We start from the raw sequence: 12,611 nt of genomic DNA, 5'->3' as shown, positions 1-12,611 counted from the left end.
CCGAAATACTTGGTGATCGCCGCCGTCAGCGTCGTCTTGCCGTGGTCAACGTGGCCGATCGTGCCGATGTTGACGTGCGGTTTGTTACGCTCAAACTTTTCCTTTGCCATTCCTCAGGCGCCCTTTTGTGGTTTGGGGGACCCTTGGTCCCGGTTTCCTCTGCGCGCGCGGAATATTTGGTTCAAAGGGGAAAATCAAGCGCATCCTGCAAGAAAGGCGGGCAAATGCCCCGTTTTATTCCGCCTCGGCGACCGCCTCGCCATCGACTGGTTCGGGACGCTTGTCGAACCAGCCGTTCTTGCGGTGCTCGTCGGCGAACCACTCTTCCACCCGGTCAGCCACTTTCAGAGCCAGCCCGTTCATCTGCTCTTCCTTGGTGCGGGCATTGCCCGATCCCACCAGAGCGCTTTCGCTGGTGGTATCTTCGAGAACCTGCATCTGGTGCGCCTTGGCCAGATATTCCTTCTTGCCGACGTCATAGACATTCACCAGAACGATGGCCGTGCTCTTGGGGTTATAGATCACCGGCACGCCCGGCGGCGCCAGCATGTACCCTTCGAGGCTGATGCCGATATCGTATTCCTGCGACCCTTCGTATCGGCCCAACCGGATATCGACCGCCTTCTGGATCGCATCGGTCCATTCCTTGGGCGTCGCATCGCGCGAGATCGGCCCCTGCACCGCCTTGTCCGCATAGGCATAGTTGACCCGCAACTTGAACTCGCCCAACTCTTCGGGCGCTTCATCCACCAGCGTTTCGGTACAGGCGCCAAGCAGGGTCAGGCCTGCGACAACGGTCAGGATGCGGATCATTGCGTCTTCTCGATAAGCCTCGGTTTCAACCGATGTATCGCACCCATGCCGCCCATGCCAAGCCGTATCGGCCCGATATCGCAACTTCCGGCCATCGGATCAGGAAAACTTGTAATCACGCGGGAAGCCATAGGGCGGTTTCTTGCCGACACCGGCACGTTTCGACAGCCATTGACCAAGGTCCGGCTCGTGCCGCGTCTTGTCCCCGCCCATCGACCATTTCAACCCATCGGCCCAGTTGAACGTGGTCAGGTCGCTCAGCCCGCCATCCAGCTCCAGCGTCCCCTGACGACCCCGCGCCATGTTGTATTTCTGCAGCCGCACGCCCTTGCCGCGCGTCATCTCGGGCAGGTCGCCGATCGGGAAGACCAGGAACTTGCCATTCTGCGACACCACCGCCACGTGATCACCTTCGACCGGCTTGCAGATCAACGCCCGTTCGTCGTCCTTGACGTTCAGCACCTGCTTGCCCGCGCGCGTCTGCGCCACCACGTCCTCTTCGGGCACCATGAAACCGTTGCCCGCATCCGAGGCCACCAACAGCTTGCGCCCCGGCTTGTGGATCAGGATATCGACGATCTGCGCCTCGTTCGGCAGGTCCACCATCAGGCGCAGCGGCTCGCCCATGCCGCGCCCACCGGGCAGATTGGCGGCGCTGAGGGTGTAGAACCGCCCGTTCGAGGCGAACACCAGCAGCCGGTCGGTGGTTTCCGCGTGAAAGATGAAACGCGGGCCGTCGCCATCCTTGAACTTCAATTCGCGGGTCAGGTCGATATGGCCGGTCATCGCGCGGATCCAGCCCATCTGGGAACAGACGACCGTGATCGGTTCGCGGTCGATCATCGCCTCCAGCGGCACTTCTTCGACCTCGCCAGCCTCGGCGAACCGCGTGCGGCGCGCACCGCCTTCATACTCCTTGCCAAAGGTCTTTTTCGTCTCTTTCAACTGTTCGGCAATACTGGCCCATTGCAGGCCTTCGTCGGCCAGCAGGTCCTCAAGCCCGGCGCGCTCCTCCATCAACGCATCCCGCTCGCGCACCAGCTCCATCTCTTCCAGGCGGCGCAGGCTGCGCAGGCGCATGTTGAGGATCGCCTCGGCCTGCACCTCCGACAACTCGCCCTCGCCCCGCGCCGGAGCGATATAGTCGGCCTCGCTGGTGGCGCGGACGTGATCAACGCCCCAGTTCTCGCGCATCAGCGCGGCCTTGGGGTCGTCGTCGTAACGGATGATATCGATCACCCGGTCAAGGTTGAGGAAGGCAACGATAAAGCCCTCCAATACTTCCAGCCGGTGGTCGATCTTGGCCATACGGTGGCGCGACCGGCGCAGCAACACCTCTTGCCGGTGATCAAGGAAGGCCCGCAGCACCTCCTTCATCGAGCAGACCTTGGGCGTCACGCCGTCGATCAGCACGTTCATGTTCAGGCTGAACCGCACCTCAAGATCCGAGTTGCGATAGAGCATGCCCATCAGCACCTCGGGGTCCACGTTCTTGGAGCGTGGCTCGAGGATCAGGCGAATATCGTCGGCGGATTCATCGCGCACATCGGCGAGGATCGGGATTTTCTTGGTCTGGATCAGTTCCGCGATCTTTTCGATCAGCTTGGATTTCTGAACCTGATAGGGAATCTCGGTGACGATGATCTGCCACTGACCCCGGCCCAGATCCTCGACTTCATATTTGCAGCGCAACCGGAACGAACCGCGCCCGGTGCGATAGGCCTGCGCGATATTCTCGGCCGGCTCGACAATGACACCACCCGTCGGAAAATCCGGCCCCGGCACATAGTTCAACAATGTGTCGTCGCGCGCGTCCGGTGTCTTGATCAGATGCAGACAGGCATCACACAGCTCCGCGATGTTGTGCGGCGGGATATTCGTCGCCATCCCCACCGCGATACCGCTGGCGCCGTTGGCAAGCAGGTTGGGGAACTGTGCGGGCAGCACAACAGGTTCGGTCAGAGTGCCATCATAGTTGTCGCGGAAATCGACAGCGTCCTCGTTCAACCCTTCCAGCAGCGCTTCGGCCACGATGGTCATCCGCGCCTCGGTATAGCGCGAGGCTGCCGGGTTATCGCCGTCGATATTGCCGAAATTCCCCTGCCCGTCGACCAGCGGATAGCGGACGTTGAAATCCTGCGCCAGACGCGCCATCGCGTCATAGATCGCGGCATCGCCGTGCGGGTGATAGTTGCCCATCACGTCGCCTGAAATCTTGGCAGACTTTCGGAAACCTCCGGTTGCGCTGAGTCGCAACTCTCTCATCGCATAGAGGATTCGTCGGTGAACCGGCTTCAACCCGTCCCGCGCATCGGGCAGAGCCCGGTGCATGATGGTGGACAGCGCATAAGTCAGATAGCGCTCGCCAATCGCGCGGCGCAGCGGTTCTGCCACCTCTGACCCGCCTTCGGGGGTCTCCATATTGGGGTCGTCAACGATATCGTTCATAGATGATGTGATACGACGCAAAGACACGCTGGTAAAGCAAGCAGAGCGCATTTTGCTGGGGACAAGTCGGTCTTTTGCAACAAGGGGGAGGTAACCGGCGGATTTTCCCCGTTTTTCGACTCAGGGGTGAATTTATGCTAGGCTTTCATCCATAGACTCACTGCAAATTTTTGCTTTAACGATTTCCTGGGGGATGCGCCATGACGCGCCTGATTGTTCTGACTTTCGCCTTTCTGGGCTGGGCCTTTTATGAAATGAGCGGCGGCGCTGATTTCGAACCGCGCGGCGTACGCGCCCCGGAACCCGAACGCGTTGCCACGGCGCGGCCTGCAGAACCAAAATCGCTGGTCTTCCCGATCAACGCCGAGGAGCTGGTCACCAAGGCGGCGCTGGGTCAGGTCAAGACCGTTCAGGCCCCACAGGACACGGAAATCACGCTCTCGGCCGAAGAATCCCGCGCACTGCTGTCGCAGGCCTCGTTCGGGGTAAATGCGAATGGCTCCCTGTTCCAGACACAAGACGCCCCCATCACCCTCGCCTCGCTGCAGGAGGGCGCGACCGGAATGCGTCAGGACGTGGCCCCATCCGAGCCTGAGATAGTTCAGCCCGCCGAACCGGCGGAACCTTCCCGAGACATTCGCGAAATCACCGGCGCGCGCGTGAACATGCGCAGCGGTCCGGGCACCATCTATCCCGTGATCTCGCGCCTCACGATCGGACACCAGGTCGAAGTGCTCGACGATTCGGGAACCGGCTGGCTGCGCCTGCGCGTGTTGCCCGAGCAACATATGGGCTGGATTTCCACCTCACTGATCAGCAAAAAGTCAAACTGACGTCAGGCGGCATTGCCCCGCAGGGAACCTCGCAATAGCTATTGGCGAAGTTCATCGTTGGGATTGCCATGCAGAAATCCATTCTCATCACGGGTTGCTCCTCTGGTATCGGTCTGGACGCGGCGCACGGCATGCGCGCAAGGGGCTGGCGGGTCTTCGCATCGTGCCGGCAACAGCGGGATTGCGACCGCCTGCGGGCGCAGGGCTTCGACAGCCCGCGAATCGACTACACCGACGCCGACAGCATCCGTACCGGGCTGCTTGAGGTGCTCGACGCCACCAGCGGCACGCTGGACGCGCTGTTCAACAACGGCGCACACGGCCTGCCCGGCGCGGTCGAGGACGTCCCGCTGGACGGTCTGCGCCACATATTCGAGACCAACGTTTTTGGCTGGCACGAGCTGACCCGGCAGGTGATCCCGGTCATGCGGGCGCAGGGGCACGGGCGAATCGTTCAGAACTCCTCGGTGCTGGGCCTCGTCGCCTTCCCGTGGCGCGGCGCCTATGTCGCCACCAAATACGCGGTCGAGGGGCTCAGCGACACGCTGCGGCTGGAATTGCGCGACACCGGCATCAAGGTGATCCTGATCGAACCCGGCCCGATCACGTCGAAACTGCGCGAGAAAGCGATCCCCGTCTTCGAACGCTTCATCGACTGGGAAAACTCCGCCCTGCGCGACAAATACGAAAACTCACTACTCAAAAGGCTTTACGAAGGGAAAGGGCCTGACCGTTTCGAACTCCCCGCCTCGGCCGTCACAGAAAAACTGGCCCACGCAGTCAGCGCGAAATATCCCCGCGCCCGTTACTACGTGACCACGCCAACATATATCGCCGGATATCTGCGCCGGGTGCTGCCGACCGGGGCGGTCGATCGCATTCTCTCCCGCGTCTGAAGCGAAATTACCGGTTCGCTTTTTGGCCCAACCCGGCTAGATCAGGCCGAACGCAACCTCAAACGCGCAAGGGGGCTTCATGGACCTTCTCATGGTGATCTTGCTTTTGGCGATGGCGGCCGTGGTCGTCGTTCTGATCCTTGGTATCGCCAATTTCGGCAAAAGCGGCGCCGACGCCGCCATGCGATCCAACAAGATGATGCGCCTGCGCATCCTGTTCCAGTTCATCGCGGTGGTTCTGATCGTGCTCTTCGTCTATCTGCGCGGACAGGGGGGATAACCGATGGTCGTCCTGAACAAGATCTACACCCGCACCGGCGACGGCGGCAAAACTGCCCTTGGCAACGGCGAACGGGTCGCGAAATACTCGGGCCGCGTTGCCGCCTATGGCACGGTGGACGAGTTGAATGCCTTTGTCGGCGTTGCCCGGCTTGAGGCCGCAGGCGACATCGACGCCGCCCTGTCGCGCATTCAGAACGACCTGTTCGATCTGGGCGCCGACCTGTGCCGCCCGGACATGGACAAGGATGCCGAGGCTGAATACCCGCCTCTGCGCATGATCCAAAGCCAGGTTGAACGGCTGGAGTCGGAAATCGACGCGATGAACACCGACCTGCAACCGCTGCGCAGTTTCATCCTGCCCGGCGGCTCGCGGCTGGCAGCCCAGCTGCATGTCTGCCGCACCGTGTCGCGGCGGGCCGAACGACTGGCGGTGGAGCTTTCGAACATGGAACCGGTGAACGAGGCCGCGGTGAAATACCTCAACCGCCTCAGCGACTGGTTTTTCGTCGCAGCGCGCGTCGCCAATAATGGTGGCAAGGACGACGTTCTTTGGGTTCCGGGTGCAAACCGCTGACGCAAAGGCGGCTCCGACACGAAACTTTGTTGCGCCTTATCGCCGCAAATTCGCGAAACGCGACGTCTCAAGACCATGACGTGACGATTTTGCTCTGTTGCGACGTGGCATGACTCGTTATCTAACGCGGCGAGAGCATTGGTGGAGTCGCAACGCGGCTTGCCGTTTTGTAAGGAGAAAACGCAGAGATGAAGGTACTTGTGCCTGTCAAGCGCGTGATTGACTACAACGTGAAGGTTCGCGTGAAAGCGGACGGAAGCGGAGTTGATCTCGCCAATGTCAAAATGTCGATGAACCCGTTCGACGAGATCGCAGTCGAAGAGGCCATCCGCCTGAAGGAAAAAGGTCAGGCTGACGAGGTCGTGGCCGTTTCGATCGGCGTCAAGCAGGCGCAGGAAACCCTGCGCACCGCGCTGGCCATGGGCGCCGACCGCGCCATTCTGGTTGTCGCCGCCGATGACGTGCACACCGATATCGAACCGCTGGCCGTCGCCAAGATCCTCGCCAAGGTTGTCGAGGAAGAGCAGCCCGGCATCGTTCTCTGCGGCAAGCAGGCCATCGACAACGACATGAACGCAACCGGGCAGATGTTGTCGGCCCTGCTGGGCTGGTCGCAGGGCACCTTTGCCTCGGAACTGGACATCGAAGGCGACAGCGCGAAAATCACCCGCGAGGTTGACGGCGGTCTGCAGACCATCAGCGTAAAGATGCCGACCATCGTGACCGTTGACCTGCGCCTGAACGAACCGCGCTATGCGTCGCTGCCCAACATCATGAAGGCCAAGAAAAAGCCGCTGGACGAGAAAACCGCCGCCGATTACGGCGTCGACGTCACGCCGCGCCTCGAGATCGTCAAGACCGAAGAGCCGCCGGCACGCGCCGCTGGCATCATCGTCGGCTCGGTGGACGAACTGGTTTCGAAACTGAAAGAAGCGGGGGCTGTGTAATGGCTGTTCTTCTCCTTGCCGAAGTCAACAATGGCGAACTGAGCGTCGACGCCACCGCCAAGGCCGTGAGTGCCGCGAAAGCTCTGGGTGACATCACCGTGCTGGCCGCTGGTGCATCAGCCGCCGCCGCGGGCGAAGCAGCCGCCAGGATCGAAGGTGTGTCCAAGGTGCTGGTTGCCGAAGACGCGTCGCTGGGCCACCGCCTGGCCGAATCCACCGCAGCCCTGATCGTGTCGCTGGCCGATGGGTACGAGCATATCGTTGCTCCTGCCACCACCGACGCCAAGAACGTGATGCCGCGCGTTGCGGCCCTGCTGGACGCGATGGTGATCTCGGATGTCTCGGGCGTGGTTGACGGCTCGACCTTCGAACGCCCGATCTATGCGGGTAACGCGATCCAGACCGTCAAGTCGTCGGACGCCAAAAAGGTTGTCACCATCCGCACCTCGACTTTCGACGCCGCTGGCGAAGGCGGCTCGGCCCCGGTCGAAACCATTTCGGTTGGCGAAAACCCCGGCCTGTCGTCCTGGGTCGAGGACAAGGTTGCTGCCAGCGACCGTCCGGAACTGACCTCGGCCGGCATCGTCGTCTCGGGCGGCCGTGGCGTTGGCTCGGAAGAAGACTTCAAACTGATCGAAGGTCTGGCCGACAAGCTGGGCGCAGCCGTTGGCGCCTCGCGCGCGGCGGTCGACTCGGGCTATGCACCGAACGACTGGCAGGTGGGTCAGACCGGCAAGGTCGTCGCCCCCAACCTCTATGTCGCAGTGGGCATCTCGGGCGCGATCCAGCACCTGGCCGGCATGAAGGACTCCAAGATCATCGTCGCGATCAACAAGGACGAAGAAGCACCGATTTTCCAGGTTGCCGATTTCGGCCTCGTCGCCGACCTGTTCCAGGCCGTCCCGGAACTGACCGAAAAGCTGGGCTGAAACGGCTCTGGCAGAAATTCAAAGGCCCGCCCAACCGGCGGGCCTTTTTCATTGCAGGTCCATCACCGCACGATACAGCCTGTCAGCGATGATCTGATGCGTTGCCGGACCGATCAAATGCTCCGCCATCGGTTGCTGCAATGTTCCGAACAGGGCATCCGCCAGTTCCTCGGAATCGCCGCAGGTACGCACCGGCACCTCGACCACCGTCGCGCAAAACCCATTCAGTTGCGCCACCATCGCCTCATCGACCAGATATGGCTCCGGCTCGTCACTGGCATCGTCCGACCTTTCATAGCGCAGCCAGAGCGAGAGTGCGGGAACTTCGATTCCGGTCAGGAAACGTCTCATCCGCTCGACCCAGCCCTCCTGAAGGTCCTGCTTTACGACTTCGAACCGCGCATCATCCTGCGCTCGCAATGTATCCAGAAGATGCCGTGTGAAATGGATCTCGGCAAAGTCGACCTCGGGGTACAAATCTCTCAAGTCTTCCGATGGCTCCAGGAACCTGTCGTTCCGGCGCGGGTGCACGCGATAAAGCCGGTTCGACAGCACCTGAACGCCCGGCAACTGGACCACGCAAAACGACGCCTCATTGATCCGCGCCCGAACGAAGGGAGTGGCGGCCAGCGCTTCGAACCCACAGCTGACAGACCCCAGGTTGACACAAGGTTGACCCAGCCGTTTTTCCAGCAAGGCGGGGAATGGCTCCTGTACAAATCGTCCAAAGGTCTCTGTTCCACCGGTACAAATCGCACAGTTCGCGCCAAATTCCCGTTTGGGCCCCCGAAAATGGAGCCCCCCCGCCTCGTATTGGCAACTCGGATCCTCCGGCGCATTCACACCCAATCTGTCAAAGCCCATGTTCATCACCCTTGTTTTCTTCACCCGACCGACACCATGACGCCGCAGGCCTTGCAAAAGTTTTAATGCGCGCATTTGAAGCAAAAGCAGTGCTTCACCCCCTCTTGCCGCCGCCCCCACCCTGCCGGTAATGTCCACGTAACCCGCGAGAAAGGCACCACAGAGATGGACATCAAAACGGTCGGAGTGATTGGCGCAGGCCAGATGGGAAACGGCATCGCGCACGTCATGGCGCTGGCCGATTACGAGGTGCTGCTGACCGATGTCAGCCAGCAGGCACTGGATCAGGCCATCGAGACGATCGAGGCAAATATGGCCCGTCAAGCCTCGCGCGGAAAAATATCCGACGACGACATGCAAGCAGCGCTAAAACGCATCAAAACCACGCTAAACCTACCCGATTTGGGCCAAACCGATCTGGTGATCGAGGCCGCGACCGAGCGCGAAGCAATCAAGCAAGCGATCTTTGAAGATCTGCAACCGCACTTGTTGCCCCATACGATCCTGACGTCGAACACCTCGTCGATTTCGATCACACGTCTGGCCAGCCGCACCGACCGGCCCGAGCGGTTCATGGGTTTCCATTTCATGAACCCGGTTCCCGTGATGCAACTGGTCGAACTGATCCGCGGCATCGCCACCGACGAACAAACCTTCAGTGCATGCAAAGCGGTGGTGGACAAGCTGGGCAAAACGGCCGCCAGCGCCGAAGATTTTCCCGCCTTCATCGTCAACCGCATCCTGATGCCGATGATCAACGAAGCGGTCTATACGCTTTACGAAGGCGTCGGCAGCGTGCAGTCCATCGACCAATCGATGAAGCTGGGCGCCAATCATCCAATGGGTCCGCTGGAACTGGCCGACTTTATCGGCCTCGATACATGCCTTGCGATCATGAACGTGCTGCACGAAGGACTGGCGGATACCAAGTATCGTCCCTGTCCCTTGCTCACCAAATATGTCGAGGCCGGTTGGCTTGGCCGCAAGACCGAACGCGGGTTCTATGACTATCGCGGGGAAGTTCCGGTTCCGACCAGATAACCGGAACCGGTCAGCCGCCCTTCACAAGGCCCATGGTGTGATCCCTCAACCAGGCCATAAACCCGCGCGGGTCTTTTTCCAGCAGCTCCATGTCCTCATCCGGGATTGGATGGCCGATAACCGGGGCCTGCGGTTTCTTGCAGGATCGCACGATCTCGTGCAGCAAAAGACCCTGACGCAGGATCGGCGAGACCTGGCAGGCGATCTGATAGGCGCGCGAATTGCGCCCCGGGAAATAGATGGGGACCACGCGCGCCTTTGATCGGCGGATCATTTGTGCGGTAAAGACGTTCCATTCCCGTTCAATTGCAGGGCCGAACCAGTTGTCGGATGACATCACGACGCCCGACGGAAACAGCGCCACGACGCCGCCTTCCTTCAAGTGCGTCATCGCCTTGGCCCGCATCTCGATCATCTTGGACTGCGCTTCGGGATCGTGCGGGAAAGGCACCGGGATCATGAACGAGGTCGCCGCCTCATCCAGCCCGGTCAGTACCGATCGGGTCAGAATTCGATAATCTTGCCGAACCCGCCCAATCAACTCGGCCAGAATCATGCCGTCAACCATGCCGTGTGGATGGTTAGCGACAACGACAACCGGCCCTTTTTTCGGGATGCGCGCTATCTGCTCGTCCGGGGTCAACAGATCGATCCCCATCACTTCAAGCGCACCGCCCCAAAACCTCTGGCCGCGATATTGCTCGTTCTTCTTCTCGAACTTGCTGACCATCCGCAAAATCGTCAGCTTGCCCGTGAACCATTCGATGGCTCGAATGGCCGTTGCCGTCCACAGATCATCAAACGAGTTGGCATAGGTCAAGGTTCTACGGTCGTAGATTTCGCCCTGTTCAGTGGCCCCATCAACCACAGGGTCGACTTTGCTGTTGTGCGCGGTTTCCGCCAAGTCTTGGTCTTCCCGTTCTTCACGTCGCAAAGCGCGGCGCGCTCAGTACCCTTCGCCGAACTTGTCGTTCACCAGGGACTCCAACGCTTCCGCCAACGCCTCAGCATCAGGTCCGGACGTCTCAACGTCAATAGTTGTTCCGTTCGACGCTGCCAACATCAAAAGGCCCATGATACTGTCGCCCGAGGCGGAAAGTCCGTCTTTTGACACTTCTGCCGTAGCGTCAAACCCTTCAACAACCTCAACCAGCTTGGCCGAGGCGCGCGCGTGCAGGCCTTTTTCATTTACAATCTTTAAACTTCGCGTCGCCATTTCAATCTGTCCAGATTCAATCGAGGGTCACATTTTTGGTGTTTATGTATTTTCTGCCCGCTTCCATGGCCTGCCGGACGGCATCCCCCACGGGCAGGTGTCGGCTTTTGGCCAGTTTGATCAGCATCGGCAAATTTGCGCCATATAGGATTCGCCGATCCTGAGGCGCACAGGCCCGCAAGCTGAGGTTCGAAGGACTGCCGCCGAACAGGTCGGTGACCACGACAACCCCGTCGCCAGTATCCACCTCATCGGCGGCGGCACAGATCTCGCGTTGTTTTTCGTCGCGATCATGATCCGCCTCGATAGAGATCGCGGCCAATCCAGGCTGCTTGCCCACGACATGCTGCATCGCGGCCAGATACTCCTTGGCCAGCCCCCCATGTGCTACGATTACGATCCCGATCAACCCGGTCTTACCTTCGCTGCGCGACGTTCCATTTCGCGGTGCCTAATTGACACCTGCTGCCCCTTTTCTGCAAGGGCCTTTGCAACAGCTTCCGCTAATGCGACTGAACGGTGTTGTCCACCAGTACAGCCAAAGGCCACCGACAGATGCGCCTTGCCTTCCGCCCGAAAGGCCGGAAGAAGCGTCCAAAGGAGGTCGACCACGCGCTCGAAAAACGGGGCATAGTTCGGGTCGGTCGCGACATAGGTGGCAACATCCGCGTTGCGACCGTCGGCGGCCCTCAACTCAGGCTTCCAATAGGGATTGGCCAGAAACCGACAATCGAACACCATATCGAGTCCCCGCGGCAGGCCGCGTTTATAGGAAAAGGATTCGATGGATACCGCCAAATGCCGCCCTTCCTCTGGTGCGAACCACCTTTCCACCTCTTCTCGCAACTGATGGATATTCAGGTTGCTTGTATCGATCAGAGAATCTGCAATTTCGCGAATTGGTTGCAGCACCTCCAACTCTTGCAGGATACCCGCCTCGGGGCTGGCACCGGGCGCAAGCGGGTGACGTCGGCGGGTCTCGGAGAACCGGCGCAGCAGAACTTCTTCGCTGCAATCCAGATACAGCGTCGTCAGATCGATACTTTCCATCCGGCCCAGCCGTTCGATCAGTTCCAGAAACCCGATGGTCGAGAAATCGCGGTTCCGCGCGTCGATGCCCAGCGCCATAGGACGCGACTGCTCCCCCCCGTCCAGAAGCCGCGTCAGCAATCCCATGGGCAGATTGTCGATGGCTTCGAACCCCAGATCTTCCAACACATGGATAGCGGTCGAACGGCCCGCTCCGGATGGTCCCGTGACCAACACGATACGTTGCTGCGGAGTCATTTGCTGGGCCATTCCGGGTCGACACGCCCTATCTTGAGAAGTTGCATCAGAGATGGAGCGAAGTGTGGGGCCTTGACAGCTCGAAGCAAGGGCACAGATTGCCTCAGCACCCGGACCGTCCTGTGTTCGGGGAAACGATCTTCTTCGATCTGATCCAGATCCACCACGTAAGCCAACGGTACCGACCCGGTCGGCGGACATCGGATCAGGCCGAGGCCGCGCGCCTCGATCAGGCCGGAAATGGCGGCAGGCGATTGCGCCAGAACCCGGTCGTTCTCCATTCGGAGTTCGACCTGATCATCGGCAACCAGTTCCGCGCCATATCCAACAAGAGTTAAGGCCAGTGACGACTTGCCGGATCCGGAGGACCCGACGATCAACAGCCCATTGCCACCGACCGCCACGCAACTTCCGTGGATCGTGGCATTGCGCTTTTCGGCCATGCGGGACAGCGCATCGACGCTCATAACTCAGATCGGTA

16 protein-coding genes are annotated in these 12,611 nt (G+C 60.3%); 7 read left to right on the top strand and 9 right to left on the bottom strand.

Translation table 11 applies throughout. The features are described 5' to 3' along the window. The 3 genes from AC2FNB_RS18615 to parC form a co-directional block, all read right to left on the bottom strand. On the bottom strand, positions 1-110 hold a 110-nt coding region (locus tag AC2FNB_RS18615; protein ID WP_170611170.1), incomplete at its 3' end, for a GTP-binding protein. Positions 111-234: 124 nt separating this feature from the next. Next, a complete protein-coding gene (locus AC2FNB_RS18610) occupies positions 235-813 on the bottom strand; it encodes a hypothetical protein (RefSeq protein ID WP_496748359.1) in 579 nt (192 codons plus the stop codon). Positions 814-912: 99 nt separating this feature from the next. Beyond that, entirely contained in the window at positions 913-3,261 is a 2,349-nt protein-coding gene (parC, locus tag AC2FNB_RS18605; RefSeq protein ID WP_496748358.1) for a DNA topoisomerase IV subunit A, read from the bottom strand. A 200-nt stretch (positions 3,262-3,461) separates the two neighbouring features. Here parC and AC2FNB_RS18600 point away from each other — a divergent pair, with 200 nt between their 5' ends. The 6 genes from AC2FNB_RS18600 (at position 3,462) to AC2FNB_RS18575 (ending at position 7,722) form a co-directional block, all read left to right on the top strand. After that, the gene (locus AC2FNB_RS18600; RefSeq protein ID WP_480752014.1) at positions 3,462-4,094 is read left to right on the top strand and encodes an SH3 domain-containing protein; all 633 of its coding nucleotides are present in this window, start codon (positions 3,462-3,464) and stop codon (positions 4,092-4,094) included. A gap of 68 nt (positions 4,095-4,162) precedes the next feature. Next, positions 4,163-4,990 (top strand): SDR family NAD(P)-dependent oxidoreductase, encoded by an 828-nt coding sequence (locus AC2FNB_RS18595; protein ID WP_496748360.1) that lies wholly within the window; start codon positions 4,163-4,165, stop codon positions 4,988-4,990. Positions 4,991-5,069: 79 nt separating this feature from the next. Beyond that, on the top strand, positions 5,070-5,270 hold the full coding sequence (locus AC2FNB_RS18590; RefSeq protein ID WP_480752015.1) for a twin transmembrane helix small protein: 201 nt from the start codon (positions 5,070-5,072) through the stop codon (positions 5,268-5,270). A gap of 3 nt (positions 5,271-5,273) precedes the next feature. Then, the gene (locus AC2FNB_RS18585; RefSeq protein ID WP_496748357.1) at positions 5,274-5,846 is read left to right on the top strand and encodes a cob(I)yrinic acid a,c-diamide adenosyltransferase; all 573 of its coding nucleotides are present in this window, start codon (positions 5,274-5,276) and stop codon (positions 5,844-5,846) included. 188 nt (positions 5,847-6,034) lie between these two features. Beyond that, positions 6,035-6,793 carry an electron transfer flavoprotein subunit beta/FixA family protein gene (locus tag AC2FNB_RS18580; RefSeq protein WP_480752019.1) on the top strand — a complete coding sequence of 253 codons (759 nt, stop codon included), beginning with the start codon at positions 6,035-6,037 and terminating at the stop codon, positions 6,791-6,793. After that, positions 6,793-7,722, top strand: coding sequence for an electron transfer flavoprotein subunit alpha/FixB family protein (locus AC2FNB_RS18575; RefSeq protein WP_480752020.1), 930 nt, complete (start codon positions 6,793-6,795; stop codon positions 7,720-7,722). The genes AC2FNB_RS18580 and AC2FNB_RS18575 overlap by 1 nt, the downstream gene beginning before the upstream one ends. A 48-nt stretch (positions 7,723-7,770) precedes the next feature. Here AC2FNB_RS18575 and AC2FNB_RS18570 read toward each other — a convergent pair whose 3' ends face one another. Next, the gene (locus tag AC2FNB_RS18570) at positions 7,771-8,586 is read right to left on the bottom strand and encodes a DUF6473 family protein (protein WP_480752021.1); all 816 of its coding nucleotides are present in this window, start codon (positions 8,584-8,586) and stop codon (positions 7,771-7,773) included. Positions 8,587-8,751: 165 nt separating this feature from the next. Between AC2FNB_RS18570 and AC2FNB_RS18565 the strand changes: the two genes are divergently transcribed. After that, positions 8,752-9,627 (top strand): 3-hydroxybutyryl-CoA dehydrogenase, encoded by an 876-nt coding sequence (locus AC2FNB_RS18565; protein ID WP_480752022.1) that lies wholly within the window; start codon positions 8,752-8,754, stop codon positions 9,625-9,627. A 10-nt stretch (positions 9,628-9,637) separates the two neighbouring features. Here AC2FNB_RS18565 and AC2FNB_RS18560 read toward each other — a convergent pair whose 3' ends face one another. From AC2FNB_RS18560 to AC2FNB_RS18540, 5 genes are read right to left on the bottom strand one after another with little or no spacing between them, the layout of a single operon-like run. Further along, a complete protein-coding gene (locus AC2FNB_RS18560; protein ID WP_480752024.1) occupies positions 9,638-10,531 on the bottom strand; it encodes a lysophospholipid acyltransferase family protein in 894 nt (297 codons plus the stop codon). Between the two features lie 42 nt (positions 10,532-10,573). Further along, the gene (locus tag AC2FNB_RS18555) at positions 10,574-10,843 is read right to left on the bottom strand and encodes an HPr family phosphocarrier protein (RefSeq protein ID WP_480752026.1); all 270 of its coding nucleotides are present in this window, start codon (positions 10,841-10,843) and stop codon (positions 10,574-10,576) included. A 16-nt stretch (positions 10,844-10,859) separates the two neighbouring features. Continuing rightward, positions 10,860-11,252 carry a PTS sugar transporter subunit IIA gene (locus AC2FNB_RS18550; protein WP_480752027.1) on the bottom strand — a complete coding sequence of 131 codons (393 nt, stop codon included), beginning with the start codon at positions 11,250-11,252 and terminating at the stop codon, positions 10,860-10,862. Next, a complete protein-coding gene (rapZ, locus tag AC2FNB_RS18545) occupies positions 11,249-12,130 on the bottom strand; it encodes an RNase adapter RapZ (RefSeq protein ID WP_480752028.1) in 882 nt (293 codons plus the stop codon). The genes AC2FNB_RS18550 and rapZ overlap by 4 nt, the downstream gene beginning before the upstream one ends. Beyond that, a complete protein-coding gene (locus AC2FNB_RS18540; protein ID WP_480752030.1) occupies positions 12,127-12,597 on the bottom strand; it encodes an HPr kinase/phosphorylase in 471 nt (156 codons plus the stop codon). Before AC2FNB_RS18540 ends, rapZ begins: the two co-directional genes overlap by 4 nt. Between the last annotated feature and the right edge of the window lie 14 nt (positions 12,598-12,611).

The sequence above is a fragment of the Ruegeria sp. BHSB058 genome (assembly GCF_059613285.1).
This window is presented reverse-complemented; position numbering and strand designations above follow the sequence as displayed.

What these genes read in the sequence shown, in the direction of transcription:
- AC2FNB_RS18565 (WP_480752022.1), top strand. Translation starts at nt 8,752, where the DNA reads ATGGACATCAAAACGGTCGGAGTGATTGGCGCAGGCCAGATGGGAAAC.
- AC2FNB_RS18590 (WP_480752015.1), top strand. Translation starts at nt 5,070, where the DNA reads ATGGACCTTCTCATGGTGATCTTGCTTTTGGCGATGGCGGCCGTGGTC.
- AC2FNB_RS18540 (WP_480752030.1), bottom strand. Translation starts at nt 12,597, where the DNA reads ATGAGCGTCGATGCGCTGTCCCGCATGGCCGAAAAGCGCAATGCCACG.
- AC2FNB_RS18600 (WP_480752014.1), top strand. Translation starts at nt 3,462, where the DNA reads ATGACGCGCCTGATTGTTCTGACTTTCGCCTTTCTGGGCTGGGCCTTT.
- AC2FNB_RS18585 (WP_496748357.1), top strand. Translation starts at nt 5,274, where the DNA reads ATGGTCGTCCTGAACAAGATCTACACCCGCACCGGCGACGGCGGCAAA.
- parC (WP_496748358.1), bottom strand. Translation starts at nt 3,261, where the DNA reads ATGAACGATATCGTTGACGACCCCAATATGGAGACCCCCGAAGGCGGG.
- AC2FNB_RS18580 (WP_480752019.1), top strand. Translation starts at nt 6,035, where the DNA reads ATGAAGGTACTTGTGCCTGTCAAGCGCGTGATTGACTACAACGTGAAG.
- AC2FNB_RS18610 (WP_496748359.1), bottom strand. Translation starts at nt 813, where the DNA reads ATGATCCGCATCCTGACCGTTGTCGCAGGCCTGACCCTGCTTGGCGCC.
- AC2FNB_RS18595 (WP_496748360.1), top strand. Translation starts at nt 4,163, where the DNA reads ATGCAGAAATCCATTCTCATCACGGGTTGCTCCTCTGGTATCGGTCTG.
- AC2FNB_RS18555 (WP_480752026.1), bottom strand. Translation starts at nt 10,843, where the DNA reads ATGGCGACGCGAAGTTTAAAGATTGTAAATGAAAAAGGCCTGCACGCG.
- AC2FNB_RS18575 (WP_480752020.1), top strand. Translation starts at nt 6,793, where the DNA reads ATGGCTGTTCTTCTCCTTGCCGAAGTCAACAATGGCGAACTGAGCGTC.
- AC2FNB_RS18570 (WP_480752021.1), bottom strand. Translation starts at nt 8,586, where the DNA reads ATGGGCTTTGACAGATTGGGTGTGAATGCGCCGGAGGATCCGAGTTGC.
- rapZ (WP_480752028.1), bottom strand. Translation starts at nt 12,130, where the DNA reads ATGACTCCGCAGCAACGTATCGTGTTGGTCACGGGACCATCCGGAGCG.